The following is a 13,440-nucleotide window of genomic DNA, read 5'->3' as shown; positions in this document are numbered from 1 at the left end:
ACCCGAGGACCGGTCGGTACTAGGTATCCCGGGCCCCTGATACTTAAGGAAGCAGAGGATGGCCGAGCTGACCATCTCGACGGAGGAGATTCGCGGCGCCCTGGAGCGCTACGTCTCCTCCTATTCGCCCGACGTCTCCCGTGAGGAGGTCGGCACCGTCGCCGACACCGGCGACGGCATCGCCCACGTCGAGGGCCTGCCCTCGACCATGACCAACGAACTGCTGGAGTTCGAGGACGGCACGCTCGGCGTGGCGCTGAACCTCGACGTCCGGGAGATCGGTGTCGTCGTCCTCGGCGACTACTCCGGGCTCGAAGAGGGGCAGCGCGTCAAGCGCACCGGCCGGGTGCTCTCGGTGCCGGTGGGCGACGGCTTCCTCGGCCGCGTGGTCAACGCGCTCGGCCAGCCGATCGACGGCCTCGGCGAGATCGCCGACGAGGGCTACCGCGAGCTGGAGCTGCAGGCCCCCAACGTGATGGCCCGGCAGTCGGTCTCCGAGCCGCTGCAGACCGGCATCAAGGCCATCGACGCGATGACGCCGATCGGGCGGGGTCAGCGGCAGCTGATCATCGGTGACCGGAAGACCGGCAAGACCACGGTTGCCCTGGACGCCATCCTCAACCAGCGGGAGAACTGGGCCTCCGGCGACCCGAAGAAGCAGGTCCGCTGCATCTACGTCGCCATCGGCCAGAAGGCCTCCACCATCGCCTCGATCAAGGGGCAGCTGGAGGAGGCGGGCGCGATGGAGTACACCACCATCGTCGCCTCGCCGGCCTCGGACCCGGCCGGCTTCAAGTACCTCGCCCCGTACACCGGCTCGTCCATCGGCCAGCACTGGATGTACGGCGGCAAGCACGTGCTCGTGGTCTTCGACGACCTGAGCAAGCAGGCCGAGGCGTACCGGGCCGTGTCGCTGCTGCTGCGCCGTCCGCCGGGCCGCGAGGCGTACCCGGGTGACGTCTTCTACCTGCACTCCCGGCTGCTGGAGCGCTGCGCGAAGCTCTCCGACGAGATGGGCGGCGGCTCGATGACCGGTCTGCCGATCATCGAGACGAAGGCCAACGACATCTCGGCCTTCATCCCGACCAACGTCATCTCCATCACCGACGGTCAGATCTTCCTGGAGACCGACCTGTTCAACCAGGGCGTCCGGCCGGCGATCAACGTCGGTACCTCGGTCTCCCGGGTCGGTGGCGCCGCGCAGGTGAAGCCGATGCGCAAGGTCGCCGGTTCGTTGCGGCTGAACCTGGCTCAGTACCGTGAGCTGGAGGCGTTCGCCGCCTTCGCCTCCGACCTGGACAAGGCCTCCCGCGCCCAGCTCGACCGCGGTGCCCGCCTGGTGGAGCTGCTCAAGCAGCCGAACTACTCGCCGTACCCGGTACAGGAGCAGGTGGTGGCCGTTTGGGCCGGCACCGAGGGCAAGCTGGACGACGTCCCGGTCGGGGACGTGCGGCGCTTCGAGACCCAGTTCCTGGAGCACCTGCGGCGCAAGCACAACGCCACGCTCCAGGCGATCGCCGACAACAAGTGGGACGACGAGATCATCGCCACCCTCGACTCGGCCGTCGCGGAGTTCAAGCAGGGCTTCCTCGGCCGCGAGGACGAGCGCACGATCAACGAGGCGCCGGTGGCGCCGCTGGAGGGCGAGGCCGAGCACGAGACGGTCACCCGCTACAGCGGCGAGGCTCCGGCCGAGAAGCAGTAGGGCCGGGCCATGGCGGCGCAGGTACGTGTTCTTCGTCAACGGATCCGCTCGGCGAAGGGGATGAAGAAGATCACCAAGGCGATGGAGCTCGTGGCGACGAGCCGGATCGCCAAGTCCCAAGCCCGGGTGGAGGCGTCCCTGCCGTACGCCCAGGCCGTCACCGGCGTGCTCACCGCGCTGGCGTCCAACGCCTCGGTCGACCACCCGCTGCTCACCCCGCGCGAGCGGGTGCGGCGGGCGGGCGTGCTGCTGGTGACCTCCGACCGTGGCCTGGCCGGTGGCTACAGCTCCAACGCCATCCGGACGGCGGAGTCGTTGATCGCCCGGCTCAAGGCCGACGGCAAGGAGCCGGTGCTCTACGTCATCGGACGCAAGGGCGTGTCGTTCTACCGGTTCCGCAACCGGCCGATCGAGGCCAGTTGGACGGGCTTCTCGGAGCAGCCGACCTTCGCCGACGCCCGCGAGGTCGGTGAGACCCTGATCAAGGCGTTCACCGCCGGTGCGGACGACAGCGACGGCGATCCGGGGCCGGACGGGGTACGCGGAGTGGACGAGTTGCACATCGTCTACACCGAGTTCAAGTCCCTGATGACCCAGAACCCGATCACCCGCATCGTCGGGCCGTTGCAGATCGAGGAACGGCCCCGGTCGGAGGGTGCGCTGCCGGCGTACGAGTTCGAGCCGGACGCGGAGGCGCTGCTCGACGCGCTGCTGCCGAAGTACATCAACACGCGGATCTACGCGGCGTTGCTGGAGTCGGCGGCCAGCGAGTCGGCGGCCCGGCGGCGGGCGATGAAGAGCGCCACCGACAACGCCGAAGAGATGATCGACAAGTACACGCGTGAGATGAACTCGGCCCGCCAGGCCGGGATCACCCAGGAGATCAGTGAGATCGTCGGCGGCGCGAACGCGCTGGCCGCGTCGGGAAGTGAAGTGTGATGACTGTTTCCACCGCTGCTGGAGGACCAGCCGAGACCAAGGCGGCCACGGGTCGTGTGGTCCGGGTCATCGGCCCGGTCGTCGACGCCGAGTTCCCGCGTGACGCCATGCCGGCCCTGTTCAACGCGCTGCACGTGGACGTGACCCTGTCCGGCGGCGAGAAGACGCTGACCCTGGAGGTCGCCCAGCACCTGGGTGACAACCTGGTCCGCGCCATCTCGATGCAGCCGACCGACGGCCTGGTGCGCGGTGCCGACGTGCGGGACACCGGCTTCCCGATCCGGGTGCCGGTCGGCGACGCGGTCAAGGGCCACGTCTTCAACGCCATCGGCGAGTGCCTCAACCTCACCGAGGGCGAGACCATCCAGGCCGACGACCACTGGGGCATCCACCGCAAGGCCCCGGCCTTCGCGGACCTGGAGCCGAAGACCGAGATGCTGGAGACCGGCATCAAGGTCATCGACCTGCTCGCCCCGTACGTGAAGGGCGGCAAGATCGGCCTCTTCGGTGGTGCCGGTGTGGGCAAGACGGTGCTCATCCAGGAGATGATCACGCGGGTCGCCCGCAACTTCGGTGGTACCTCGGTCTTCGCCGGCGTGGGTGAGCGCACCCGTGAGGGCAACGACCTGATCCACGAGATGACCGACTCCGGCGTCATCGACAAGACCGCTCTGGTCTACGGCCAGATGGACGAGCCGCCGGGCACCCGGCTGCGGGTGGCGCTCTCCGCGCTGACCATGGCGGAGTACTTCCGTGACGTGAAGAAGCAGGAGGTGCTGCTCTTCATCGACAACATCTTCCGCTTCACCCAGGCCGGTTCCGAGGTCTCCACCCTGCTCGGCCGGATGCCCAGCGCGGTGGGTTACCAGCCGACCCTGGCCGACGAGATGGGTGAGCTGCAGGAGCGGATCACCTCCGTCCGGGGCCAGGCCATCACCTCGATGCAGGCGATCTACGTGCCGGCGGACGACTACACCGACCCCGCGCCGGCCACCACGTTCGCCCACCTGGACGCGACCACCAACCTGGAGCGGTCCATCTCCGACAAGGGGATCTATCCGGCGGTGGACCCGCTGGCCTCCTCGTCGCGGATCCTGGCCCCCGAGTTCGTCGGCCAGGAGCACTTCCAGGTGGCCAGCGAGGTGAAGCGGATCCTCCAGCGCTACAAGGACCTGCAGGACATCATCGCCATCCTCGGTATCGAGGAGCTCTCCGAGGAAGACAAGATCACGGTCCAGCGGGCTCGGCGGATCGAGCGCTTCCTGTCGCAGAACACCTACGCGGCGGAGCAGTTCACCGGCGTGCCGGGCTCGACGGTCCCGATCAAGGAGACCATCGAGGCGTTCCGCAAGATCAGCGAGGGTGAGTACGACCACTTCCCCGAGCAGGCGTTCTTCATGTGCGGTGGGCTCGACGACCTGGAGAAGAAGGCCGCCGAGCTGATGAAGGGCTGACCTTCGCGCCTCGCACCTTCGAGACACGAAACAGAAGGCCGCCCCGGTAACTCCGGGGCGGCCTTCTGTTCATCTTCGCTACGTATCATCGCCGCTGCCCGGTGACCCGTTCCCGGCGATCAGGTGAGACGCGAGATACCGTCGGTGCGACGTCCAGGAAGGCAACCCGCGCCGTGTCGAGGCACCGCGCGGTGCAAGTCGTGGGGCACCGTACAGCCACGCTCATGCGCCAATGAGCGTTGATTGGTTAAACCATTCGGCCCCGCGCGCCCGTACTTCCCCCGGGGGCGCGACGAACGGAGATGCTTGTGGGTAAGGCCGGCAGACGCGGCAAGCGTGGTGGGCGCACGTCGGTGTGGCGGGGCGTGCCCCGCTGGGCGCAGCTCTGCACCATCTTCGGCGTCGCCCTGATGGTGCTCAGCGGGACCAGCCTGGTGGGCGCGGAGGCGCTGATGGCCCGCTACGAGGGCGCGGTCGGCAAGGCGGACCTCTTCGGCGACCAGGCGGCCGGTGCCACTCCCAAGAGCGACATCAAGGGTCCGCTCAACATCCTGCTGGTCGGCATCGATCCTCGCGACAAGGACACTCCGCCGCTGTCCGACGCGATCATGGTGCTGCATGTGCCGAAGGAGATGGACCGCGCGTACCTCTTCTCGCTGCCGCGTGATCTCTACGTGGAGATCCCGCCGTTCGAGAAGGCGGACTTCCTCGGCGACACCACCAAGCTGAACGCGGCTATGTCGTACGGCAGTCGGGTGCCCGGCGGGAAGCCGGACGCGGCGAAGGGCTTCGAGCTGCTCGCCATCACCGTGCAACGGGTCACCGGCATCAAGCGGTTCGACGCGGGCGCGATCATCAACTTCTCCGGCTTCCAGAAGATCGTCGACGCCATGGGGGGCGTCACGATGAACGTGGAGCGGGAGGTCCGCTCGGAGCACCGGGAGCCCAACGGCAAACACCGTCAGGGCAAGCCTGGCGGCGGCGGATACGTCGGGCCGCAGGCGGTCTACCCGAAGGGCAAGCAGCACCTGAGCGGCTGGCAGGCGCTGGACTACGTCCGCCAGCGGTACCCGGAGAACGGTGTCCCCGACGGCGACTACGGCCGGCAGCGGCACCAGCAGCAGTTCGTCAAGGCGATGGCCGGTCAGGCCCTCAGCGCCGACGTGGTGACCAACCCGGTCAAGTTGGACAAGGTGCTCCGTGCGGCCGGCGAGTCGCTGATCTTCAGCGGCCGGGGGCACAGCGTGGTCGACTTCGCCGTCGCCCTCAAGGACATCCGTCCCGGCAACATCCAGATGATCAAGCTGCCGGGTGGCGGAATCAAGGAGAACGGCAGGTACCTCGGTGAACAGTTCGCGCCCGAGGTGGACGACTTCTTCGTCGCTCTGGAGCGAGAACTGTTGGACCCGTTCCTGCTCGAACATCCGAAGCTGGTGAACCGGAGCTGATAGTGGCGCGGGTCTTGGCACCCGCCTGAAGAACAGGTCCCGGGCGCGACTAGAATTTCCCCATCCGCCGCCTCAGCAAGGAGACAGCGTGGCAGAGCAGCTTAACGTCCAGCTCGTGGCCGTCGAGGAAAAGGTCTGGTCGGGCAAGGCCGAGATGGTCATGGCCCGGACGACCGAAGGTGAGCTGGGTGTGCTGCCGGGGCACGCGCCCCTGCTCGGCCAGCTCGCCGAGCCCGGCCAGGTACGCATCAAGCTCCCCGGGGGTGAGCAGCTCAGCTACGACGTGGCAGGCGGTTTCCTCTCGGTCAGCGAGCAGGGCGTGACGGTGCTGGCCGAGACCGCCACTCCGGCCTCCGCAGCCTCCGGCAACTGAGCCGATTCGCCGATGGAGATCGTCGAAGGGGCCGGAATCGGCGTCGCCGTGCTCCTCGGCGCGTTTCTGTTTCTCTTCATCCGGCGGGCTCTGGTCACCCGTAGCGGAGGCATCATCCGGCTCAGTGTCCGGACCTCCACCATGCTCGACGGCCGCGGCTGGTCACCCGGTTTCGGCCGCTTCGTCGGCGACGAACTCCGCTGGTACCGGATGTTCAGTTTCGGCGTACGCCCCAAACGGGTGCTGTCCCGTGAAGGGCTGGCGGTCGATCGACGGCGATTGCCCGAGGGGCAGGAACGAATGTCCATGCCTGCCGACTGGATCATTCTCCGCTGTGCCAGTCGACACGCCCCGGTCGAGATCGCCATGGCGCGATCCACCGTCACCGGATTTCTCTCCTGGCTTGAGGCCGCCCCTCCGGGGGCGGCCTCGCCACGTATGGCCTCCCAGGACTGGCCCGCCGCCTGACCCACCCTTACCCCCACCGATGCGCCTCGTTGATCATGAGGTTAACGGCGTTCTTGATCTCCAAGACTGCCGCTAACCCCATGGTCAACACTGTGGTGCTGGGGGGTGCGGATGTCGGGGATGGGGTGGGGTGTCGGGTTCGGGGGTCCGCTCGGGGTGGAATGGGTGCGGGGTCGGGGGCGTTGTAGACGGGTGAACGACCGTGGAAGACGGCGCCCGCCGGTGGTGGGTGCGGGCCCCCGGGAATGATGGCGGGCCGGCGGTCGTTACACATGGTCCCGGCGACGCGAAGCGGCCCTGAGGCCCCGCGCCCCCGAGGATCGAGAACCTTCCCCCTTTGTTCTTTGAGCGCCTTTGGTGCTTGCGTGCGCGCACCCCGTCCCCCCTGTGGGTGTGCTGTGCGTCGACCCCCGAATGGAGCTTTGTGATGAACACGGTGCTGCGTAAGAGCGTTCTGGGTATCGCGGGTCTGGCCTTCACCGGTGGTCTGTTCGCCGGTCCGGTGGCCGCCCACGCCGAGGCCACCCCGGTCACCAGCAACCCGGTCGCGGCGGTGGTGCAGGCCGACAAGCCCGACACCAGCAAGCTGCTGCCGCACGGCGTCCCGTCCAACCAGTCGAACGTCGACCTGAACGACGAGCAGATCGACAACGTCAAGGCGATCATCGGCGCGACGAAGAAGGCCGGTATGGACGAGCGCGCTGCGGTGGTGTCGATCGCGACGGCGTTGCAGGAGTCGAAGCTGGAGAACCTGGGCCACCTGGGTGACCGCAACGACCACGACTCGCAGGGTCTGTTCCAGCAGCGCCCGACGAGCGGGTGGGGCACGGTGGAGCAGATCACCGACCCCGAGTACTCGACCCTGGCGTTCCTCAAGGGCCTCAAGCAGGTCGACGGTTGGCAGGACATGCCGCTGACCGAGGCCGCGCAGACGGTGCAGGTGTCGGCGTACCCCGACCACTATGCCCAGTGGGAACAGCAGGCCGCCGACCTCGTCGCCGAGCACTGGACCAGCTGACCCCACCAACGAACCAGCTGACACCACCCGACAACCGACGACATTCCTCCACAGGGGGAGCAGAAAGCCGCTGGCCGGCACCCGACACCCCGGGTGCCGGCCCCCAGCCCCAAACAGCAACCAAACACCCGAAGACAAGCTCAGCCCGAGGCCACCAACTCCACCTCGTACCCCTGCCCGTCCGCCAGATACCCGGCGTACGTGTCGGGTCCGCCGGCGTACGGGTGCCGGTCGGCGAAGAGCAGCTCCCAGCCGTACGTCGGTGCCTGCTCGACCAGCCGGTCCACGGCGGCGGCCGAGCCGGCGTGGAAGGCCAGGTGGTTGAGGCCCGGGGCGAGCCGGTCGTGACGTCCGCCGGTGAGCGCTGGTGACGCCTCCAGCACCAGATAGGTCGGGCCGAGTCGCCAGGATTGGCCGACCGGCCACTGCTGGAACGACGTCCAGCCCAACTCGCCGAGCAGCCAGCCCCAGCTACGCATCGCGGCGTTCAGGTCGGGTATCCAGACCTCCACGTGGTGCAGTAAACCGAAGGTCACCGGCCTCCACCCGGCACCCATAGCACGTCTCCGTCCGGATTTGCCGTTCTTGACAGGATAAAGAGCAGATCCGACAGCCGGTTGAGATACTTTGCCGGGAGGCGGCTGGTCCGGTCGGGGTCTTGGGTGATGAGCGCCCACGCCGACCGCTCGGCGCGCCGGGCGATCGTCCGCGCCACGTGCAGCAGCGCCGCGCCTGCGGTGCCGCCGGGGAGGATGAAGGAGTCGAGCTTGCTCAGGCGCGCGTTGTACTCGTCGCACCAGCCCTCAAGGCGCTCGACGTACCCCTCCGTGACCCGCAGCGGCGGGTACTTCGGATCCGGTTCGACCGGCGTGGACAGGTCGGCGCCCACGTCGAACAGGTCGTTCTGGATCGACCCCAGCACCGTGCGGAGTTCGTCGGGTAGCTGGCCCAGAGCGAGTGCCACGCCGAGCGCGGCGTTGCACTCGTCGACGTCGGCGTACGCGGCGATCCGCGGATCGTTCTTCGGCACCTGCTCGTTGTTGCTCAGCCTGGTCATGCCGGCATCGCCGGCCTTGGTGTAGATGCGGGTGAGGTGGACGGCCATGACGCACAGCCTACGTATACCGGACCTGACGATCCCGGCCAGGGCGGACGCCGACACGGGTTGGCCTGCGAGTGTCGGCCCGGGTGACGCCGGTGATTCCGCGATCGCCGACGTCGACGTCATCCGGGTACGCGGCGGCGCCCGACTCGCCGGCACGGTGCACGTGGTCGGTGCGAAGAACTCGGCGCTCAAGCTGATGGCCGCCGCGCTGCTCGCGCCCGGCCGGACGGTGATCACGAACGTGCCCCGGATCACCGACATCGCCATCATGGGTGAGGTGCTGCGCCGCCTCGGCTGCGGCGTACGGTTCGACGCCGACGACCCGGTCGACCCGATGGTGGCGGTCGGTGGGGTGGCCCGGTCCCGGTCGGTCGTCATCGACGTGCCGGAGCAGCCGGGCGTCGAGGCCGACTACGACCTGGTCCGGCGGCTGCGGGCGTCGATCTGCGTGCTGGGGCCGTTGTTGGCCCGACGCGGGTACGTGCGGGTGGCTCACCCGGGCGGTGACGCGATCGGCTCGCGGGGTCTGGACATGCACATCTACGGGCTGACCCGAATGGGTGCCGACATCGCCGGCGAGCACGGCTTCGTGATCGCCTCGGCCCCTGATGGGCTGCGGGGCGCGGAGATAGTGCTGGACTTCCCCAGCGTCGGGGCGACCGAGAACCTCATCATGGCGGCGGTGCTGGCCGAGGGCACCACGGTGATCGAGAACGCGGCCCGTGAGCCCGAGATCGTCGACATCTGCACGATGCTCCAGCGGATGGGTGCGCTGATCGACGGCGAGGGCACCTCGACCATCACCATCGTCGGCGTACCCCGGCTGAGTCCGGTCCGGCATGCCACGGTGGGGGACCGGATCGTCGCGGGAACCTGGGCGTTCGGTGCCGCGATGACCCGTGGCGACGTCACCGTGACCGGACTGGATCCCGCTTTCCTGGAGGTCGCGCTCGACAAGCTGGTGACGGCCGGTGGCATTGTGGAGACCCGGGCGGACAGCTTCCGGGTACGCCTGGACGACCGGCCCCGGGCGGTGGACGTGGTGACGCTTCCCTATCCGGGCTTCGCCACCGATCTGCTGCCGATGGCGATCGGGCTCGCGGCGCTCAGCGAGGGTGCCTCGCTGATCACCGAGAACATCTTCGACGGCCGGTTCATGTTCGCCAACGAGATGATGCGGCTGGGCGCGGACATCAAGACCGACGGGCACCACGCGGTGGTACGCGGCCGGGAGCGGCTCTCCGGCGCTCCGGTACGCGCGACCGACATCCGGGCCGGCGCCGGGCTCATCATCGCCGGGCTCTGCGCCGACGGGATGACCGAGGTGTCGCACGTGCACCACGTCGACCGGGGCTATCCCGACTTCGTGGCCGACCTGCGGGCACTCGGCATCGAGGTGGAGCGGGCCACCGCACCGGAGGAACCCGAACTGACCATCTGAGCGTCCCAGCGCGACCGGCAATAGGATCGGCGGGCTGCGGCGTGCCCCGGCGCTTCGGCTGGCAGCGTTGTCGTCGTCGGCCATGCAACACCGGCATGGTCTCCTCCTCCGCCTTGCCATCCTCGGCCAGGACCCGCCTCGCCTCCACCGCCCTATTGGCGGTCGCGCTTAGTCATCGTTCAGCCCTGCCGACTAGGGTGCAGACAGACACTCATTCGCAGCGAGGGAGAAGCAGCATGGCGGGTCGACTCGCGGTCGTCGGTGCCGGTCTGATGGGTTCGGGCATCGCTCAGGTGGCGGCGCAGGCGGGCTGGCAGGTGGTGCTGCGGGATCTGGACGAGACGGCGACGAAGCGTGGTCTGGACGGTATCCGGCGGTCGCTGACGAAGTTCGCGGAGAAGGGCAGGCTCTCCGAGGACGAGGTCGAGGCGACGCTCGGGCGGATCACCCCCACCACCGAGCTGGATGCGGCCGGTGACGCGGACATCGTCATCGAGGCGGTCTTCGAGAAGCTGGAGATCAAGCACGAGGTGTTCCGCGCGCTGGACAAGATCTGCAAGTCGGACGCGGTGCTGGCCACCAACACCTCGGCGATCCCGGTGACCCAGATCGCGACGGCCACCGAGCGCCCGGAGGCGGTCGTCGGCACCCACTTCTTCTCGCCGGTGCCGATGATGAAGCTCTGCGAGCTGGTGCGCGGCTACAAGACCAGCGACGCCACGCTGGAGCGGGCGAAGTCCTTCGCCGAGGAGATCGGCAAGACCGTCGTGGTGGTGAACCGTGACATCGCCGGCTTCGTCACCACCCGGTTGATCTGCGCCCTGGCCATGGAGGCGGTCAAGCTGGTCGAGGCGGGCGTGATCTCCGCCGAGGACCTGGACACCGCCTGCCGGCTCGGCTTCGGGCACGCGATGGGTCCGCTGGCCACCGTCGACCTGACCGGCGTCGACGTGCTGCTGAACGCGACCCGCAACATCTACACCGACACGGCCGACGAGAAGTTCTTCCCTCCGGAGCTGTTGCAGCGGATGGCCACCGCAGGCGATCTGGGCCGCAAGACCGGCCAGGGCTTCTACGCGTACTGACGCGGTGTGGGGGAGGGCCGTCGGGCCCTCCCCGTGGCTCAGCCGTCGCGGCGGGTGGTCCAGCGGAAGGTGGTCAGGCAGAGCACCAGACCGATCACGCACCAGACGCCAAGCACCAGCGCGACCCGGGTCAGCTCGAACGAGCCGCCGGGCTCGTCCGCGCCGAAGCTCTCCGGCAGGAAGACCGCCCGAAGGCCCTGGCACATCCACTTCAGCGGGAACAGCGCCGCCACCTGCTGCATCCAGGTCGGCAGGTTGGTGAAGACGAAGAACACCCCGGAGATGAACTGGAGCACCAGCGCGACCGGAGTGACCACCGCCGAGCCGCTCCGGGCGGTCCTGGCCAGCGACGAGATGGCGATGCCGCACAGCGTGCAGGCGGTCACCCCCAGGGCGCTGACCCACCCGAAGGTCAGCCAGGCCGTGGTGCTGGTCGGCAGGTCCAGGTCGAACAGTGTCACCGAGACCGCGAGCAGCAGCGCGGTCATCACGACGCCGGTCACCAGCACCATGATCACTTTGCCGGCGAACCAGACCCACTTCGGCATCGGCGTGCCCCGGTATCGTTTGAGCACACCCCGGTCCCGCTCGATCGGGATCCAGATGCCGAGGTTCTGGAAGCTGACAGTCATCAGGCCGGTCGCGATCATGCCGGTGATGAAGTACTGCGTGTAGCTCACCCCGGGGGCGATCTCCTCGTCGAAGATCGACGCGAAGATCAGCACCATGATGAGGGGGAAGCCCAGCGTGAACACGACGGACTCGCGGCTGCGCAGGAACTGCCGGATCTCCAGCCGCCCCTGACGCAGCGCCAGGCCGGTCGGGCCGCTCCGCCGGGCCGGGGCTGCCGATGTGACCGGCTCGGCCGGTCTCGTAGTGGTGGTCATCGCTGTCCGATCATCGTCAGGTAGATGTCTTCGAGGGTGGGCCGGGTGACGGTCAGGCCGGGTACCTCGCCGCCGAACCGCGCGGCGAGTTCCGTCACCAGGCCCGTCGGCGTCGCGCTCTGCGCGCTCTCCAGGGTGCCATCGGGGGTACGCCAGGCGACCGTGGCCAGCGCCTCCTGCCGGTTGCCGAGCTGGTTAGGCGCGGCGACCTCGACCAGCCGGCCACCGGCGATCACGCCCACCCGGTCGGCGAGCGCCTCCGCCTCGTCCAGGTAGTGGGTGGTCAGCACGATGGTGGTGCCGGCGGCGGCGAGATCGCGGATCAGCTCCCAGAACTCCCGCCGGGCCTCCGGATCGAAGCCGGTGGTCGGCTCGTCGAGGAAGAGCAGCTCCGGGCGGCCGACGATGCCGAGCGCCACGTCGAGCCGACGCTTCTGGCCGCCGGACAGGGTGTGCGTACGGGCGCGGGCCTTGGTGGCCAGCCCGACCCGTTCGATCACCTTGCCGGGGTCGTCGGCGTCGGCATAGAAGCCGGCGAAGTGGTCGACCACCTCGGCGACGGAGAGTTCGTCGAACTCCCCGGTGCCCTGGAACACGATGCCGACCCGCCCCCGCCAGTCGCGCGTCGGGGCGGCCGGGTCGACGTCGAGGACGCGTACCTCGCCGGCGTCGCGCTGGCGGTAGCCCTCCAGGATCTCCACGGTGGTGGTCTTGCCGGCACCGTTCGGCCCGAGCAGGGCGAACACCTCGCCCCGGTGGACGTCCAGGTCCAGGCCGGCGACCGCGAGGCTGTCGCCGTACGTCTTGCGCAGCCCCCGGACGCGGATCGCGACGTCGTCACTCATGCCGTCAAGTGTGCGGCCCGCCGGCACCCGGCGTCCGCACCGGGGGTGGTGGCGGCTGTGTGGTTTTGCACAACCCCGAGCCCGAACCGTCACCGCTGACCGCTGCCGAGGCGGTCGTGCAGGTCGATCCCGCTGTGGAGGCCGCCGCCTCGGCAGCCGTACGCGCCTGGCTGCGGTGCCGGCCGTACTCGACGGGCTGCGAGCCACCGGCCGACCGGAGCGACATCATCGACGAGCTGGTCACCGTTATTCGGCAGGCGAACGAGCTGTGACGCGCGGACCCGGCAGTTGACCGGGATCCGCGCCGCCGAGTCTCAGCGGTGGTCGTAGGTCATGCAGTCGGCCATGTCGGCGTCGGGGCCGACCCGGATCGCCGGCGCCTGGCACTCCAACTGCTCGTTGTGCCGGCAGTCGGCGCGCTGACACGCCCCGACCTGGGCGATCTGCCCGTCGAGGCCGGCCCGGACGGCGGGCATCTCGATGAAGGTGTGGCAGTGCGCGTGGTCCATGCTGCCGATGGTGATGGCGAAGGCGTGGCAGTCGCCGGTGTGGTTGTACGCGCAGGCGGCGACCACACATTCCTGGACCCGGGGCATCTCCATTGCTGCGGTCATGACCCAACCTCCTCCGTTGATTGCCCCAATTTTAGGCTTTAGGGCGGATCGCGGAGGC

At 68.8% G+C, this 13,440-nt stretch carries 15 protein-coding genes; 10 read left to right on the top strand and 5 right to left on the bottom strand.

The window, feature by feature from the left end; genetic code table 11:
• Window positions 1–58: 58 nt before the first annotated feature.
• The 7 genes from atpA (at window position 59) to AC2CHE_RS04530 (ending at window position 7,405) form a co-directional block, all read left to right on the top strand.
• Complete coding sequence (gene atpA, locus AC2CHE_RS04560) at window positions 59–1,705, top strand: F0F1 ATP synthase subunit alpha (protein WP_484503621.1); 1,647 nt, start codon at window positions 59–61, stop codon at window positions 1,703–1,705.
• Between the two features lie 9 nt (window positions 1,706–1,714).
• A complete protein-coding gene (locus tag AC2CHE_RS04555) occupies window positions 1,715–2,644 on the top strand; it encodes a F0F1 ATP synthase subunit gamma (RefSeq protein WP_484503620.1) in 930 nt (309 codons plus the stop codon).
• Window positions 2,644–4,098: a F0F1 ATP synthase subunit beta gene (gene atpD / locus AC2CHE_RS04550; protein ID WP_484503619.1), complete on the top strand. Its 1,455-nt coding sequence runs from the start codon at window positions 2,644–2,646 to the stop codon at window positions 4,096–4,098. The genes AC2CHE_RS04555 and atpD overlap by 1 nt, the downstream gene beginning before the upstream one ends.
• 302 nt (window positions 4,099–4,400) lie before the next feature.
• Entirely contained in the window at window positions 4,401–5,546 is a 1,146-nt protein-coding gene (locus AC2CHE_RS04545) for an LCP family protein (protein ID WP_484503618.1), read from the top strand.
• A gap of 88 nt (window positions 5,547–5,634) precedes the next feature.
• Complete coding sequence (locus AC2CHE_RS04540; protein ID WP_093405444.1) at window positions 5,635–5,919, top strand: F0F1 ATP synthase subunit epsilon; 285 nt, start codon at window positions 5,635–5,637, stop codon at window positions 5,917–5,919.
• A gap of 12 nt (window positions 5,920–5,931) precedes the next feature.
• Window positions 5,932–6,387: a DUF2550 domain-containing protein gene (locus AC2CHE_RS04535; protein ID WP_484503617.1), complete on the top strand. Its 456-nt coding sequence runs from the start codon at window positions 5,932–5,934 to the stop codon at window positions 6,385–6,387.
• A gap of 427 nt (window positions 6,388–6,814) precedes the next feature.
• Complete coding sequence (locus AC2CHE_RS04530; RefSeq protein WP_484503616.1) at window positions 6,815–7,405, top strand: hypothetical protein; 591 nt, start codon at window positions 6,815–6,817, stop codon at window positions 7,403–7,405.
• A 140-nt stretch (window positions 7,406–7,545) separates the two neighbouring features.
• On the opposite strand, the gene AC2CHE_RS04525 is transcribed toward AC2CHE_RS04530, so the two are convergent.
• Both AC2CHE_RS04525 and AC2CHE_RS04520 read right to left on the bottom strand, forming a co-directional pair.
• Window positions 7,546–7,962, bottom strand: coding sequence for a VOC family protein (locus AC2CHE_RS04525; protein WP_484503615.1), 417 nt, complete (start codon window positions 7,960–7,962; stop codon window positions 7,546–7,548).
• Window positions 7,938–8,510, bottom strand: a complete 573-nt coding sequence (locus AC2CHE_RS04520; protein WP_484503614.1) for a cob(I)yrinic acid a,c-diamide adenosyltransferase — start codon at window positions 8,508–8,510, stop codon at window positions 7,938–7,940. The genes AC2CHE_RS04525 and AC2CHE_RS04520 overlap by 25 nt, the downstream gene beginning before the upstream one ends.
• Between AC2CHE_RS04520 and murA the strand changes: the two genes are divergently transcribed.
• Both murA and AC2CHE_RS04510 read left to right on the top strand, forming a co-directional pair.
• Window positions 8,509–9,951, top strand: a complete 1,443-nt coding sequence (gene murA / locus AC2CHE_RS04515) for a UDP-N-acetylglucosamine 1-carboxyvinyltransferase (protein WP_484503613.1) — start codon at window positions 8,509–8,511, stop codon at window positions 9,949–9,951. The two genes, AC2CHE_RS04520 and murA, sit on opposite strands and share 2 nt — an antisense overlap.
• A 236-nt stretch (window positions 9,952–10,187) precedes the next feature.
• Entirely contained in the window at window positions 10,188–11,036 is an 849-nt protein-coding gene (locus AC2CHE_RS04510; protein WP_484503612.1) for a 3-hydroxyacyl-CoA dehydrogenase family protein, read from the top strand.
• A 38-nt stretch (window positions 11,037–11,074) separates the two neighbouring features.
• Here the strand turns inward: AC2CHE_RS04510 and AC2CHE_RS04505 are convergent, their stop codons facing one another.
• Both AC2CHE_RS04505 and AC2CHE_RS04500 read right to left on the bottom strand, forming a co-directional pair.
• Entirely contained in the window at window positions 11,075–11,923 is an 849-nt protein-coding gene (locus tag AC2CHE_RS04505; RefSeq protein ID WP_484503611.1) for an ABC transporter permease, read from the bottom strand.
• The gene (locus AC2CHE_RS04500) at window positions 11,920–12,768 is read right to left on the bottom strand and encodes an ABC transporter ATP-binding protein (RefSeq protein WP_484503610.1); all 849 of its coding nucleotides are present in this window, start codon (window positions 12,766–12,768) and stop codon (window positions 11,920–11,922) included. Before AC2CHE_RS04500 ends, AC2CHE_RS04505 begins: the two co-directional genes overlap by 4 nt.
• A 59-nt stretch (window positions 12,769–12,827) precedes the next feature.
• Between AC2CHE_RS04500 and AC2CHE_RS04495 the strand changes: the two genes are divergently transcribed.
• Window positions 12,828–13,040, top strand: coding sequence for a hypothetical protein (locus tag AC2CHE_RS04495; protein WP_484503675.1), 213 nt, complete (start codon window positions 12,828–12,830; stop codon window positions 13,038–13,040).
• Between the two features lie 42 nt (window positions 13,041–13,082).
• Here the strand turns inward: AC2CHE_RS04495 and AC2CHE_RS04490 are convergent, their stop codons facing one another.
• Window positions 13,083–13,382, bottom strand: coding sequence for a DUF1540 domain-containing protein (locus AC2CHE_RS04490; RefSeq protein ID WP_210830096.1), 300 nt, complete (start codon window positions 13,380–13,382; stop codon window positions 13,083–13,085).
• Window positions 13,383–13,440: the final 58 nt, after the last annotated feature.

The sequence above is a fragment of the Micromonospora sp. ATLC16 genome (assembly GCF_057196645.1).
This window is presented reverse-complemented; position numbering and strand designations above follow the sequence as displayed.

Bases quoted from the DNA above. Each gene is read 5' to 3' on its own strand.
- AC2CHE_RS04520 (WP_484503614.1), bottom strand. From the start codon at position 8,510: ATGGCCGTCCACCTCACCCGCATCTACACCAAGGCCGGCGATGCCGGC.
- AC2CHE_RS04545 (WP_484503618.1), top strand. From the start codon at position 4,401: ATGCTTGTGGGTAAGGCCGGCAGACGCGGCAAGCGTGGTGGGCGCACG.
- AC2CHE_RS04490 (WP_210830096.1), bottom strand. From the start codon at position 13,382: ATGACCGCAGCAATGGAGATGCCCCGGGTCCAGGAATGTGTGGTCGCC.
- AC2CHE_RS04510 (WP_484503612.1), top strand. From the start codon at position 10,188: ATGGCGGGTCGACTCGCGGTCGTCGGTGCCGGTCTGATGGGTTCGGGC.
- murA (WP_484503613.1), top strand. From the start codon at position 8,509: ATGACGCACAGCCTACGTATACCGGACCTGACGATCCCGGCCAGGGCG.
- atpD (WP_484503619.1), top strand. From the start codon at position 2,644: ATGACTGTTTCCACCGCTGCTGGAGGACCAGCCGAGACCAAGGCGGCC.
- AC2CHE_RS04500 (WP_484503610.1), bottom strand. From the start codon at position 12,768: ATGAGTGACGACGTCGCGATCCGCGTCCGGGGGCTGCGCAAGACGTAC.
- AC2CHE_RS04530 (WP_484503616.1), top strand. From the start codon at position 6,815: ATGAACACGGTGCTGCGTAAGAGCGTTCTGGGTATCGCGGGTCTGGCC.
- AC2CHE_RS04505 (WP_484503611.1), bottom strand. From the start codon at position 11,923: ATGACCACCACTACGAGACCGGCCGAGCCGGTCACATCGGCAGCCCCG.
- atpA (WP_484503621.1), top strand. From the start codon at position 59: ATGGCCGAGCTGACCATCTCGACGGAGGAGATTCGCGGCGCCCTGGAG.
- AC2CHE_RS04535 (WP_484503617.1), top strand. From the start codon at position 5,932: ATGGAGATCGTCGAAGGGGCCGGAATCGGCGTCGCCGTGCTCCTCGGC.
- AC2CHE_RS04525 (WP_484503615.1), bottom strand. From the start codon at position 7,962: ATGGGTGCCGGGTGGAGGCCGGTGACCTTCGGTTTACTGCACCACGTG.
- AC2CHE_RS04555 (WP_484503620.1), top strand. From the start codon at position 1,715: ATGGCGGCGCAGGTACGTGTTCTTCGTCAACGGATCCGCTCGGCGAAG.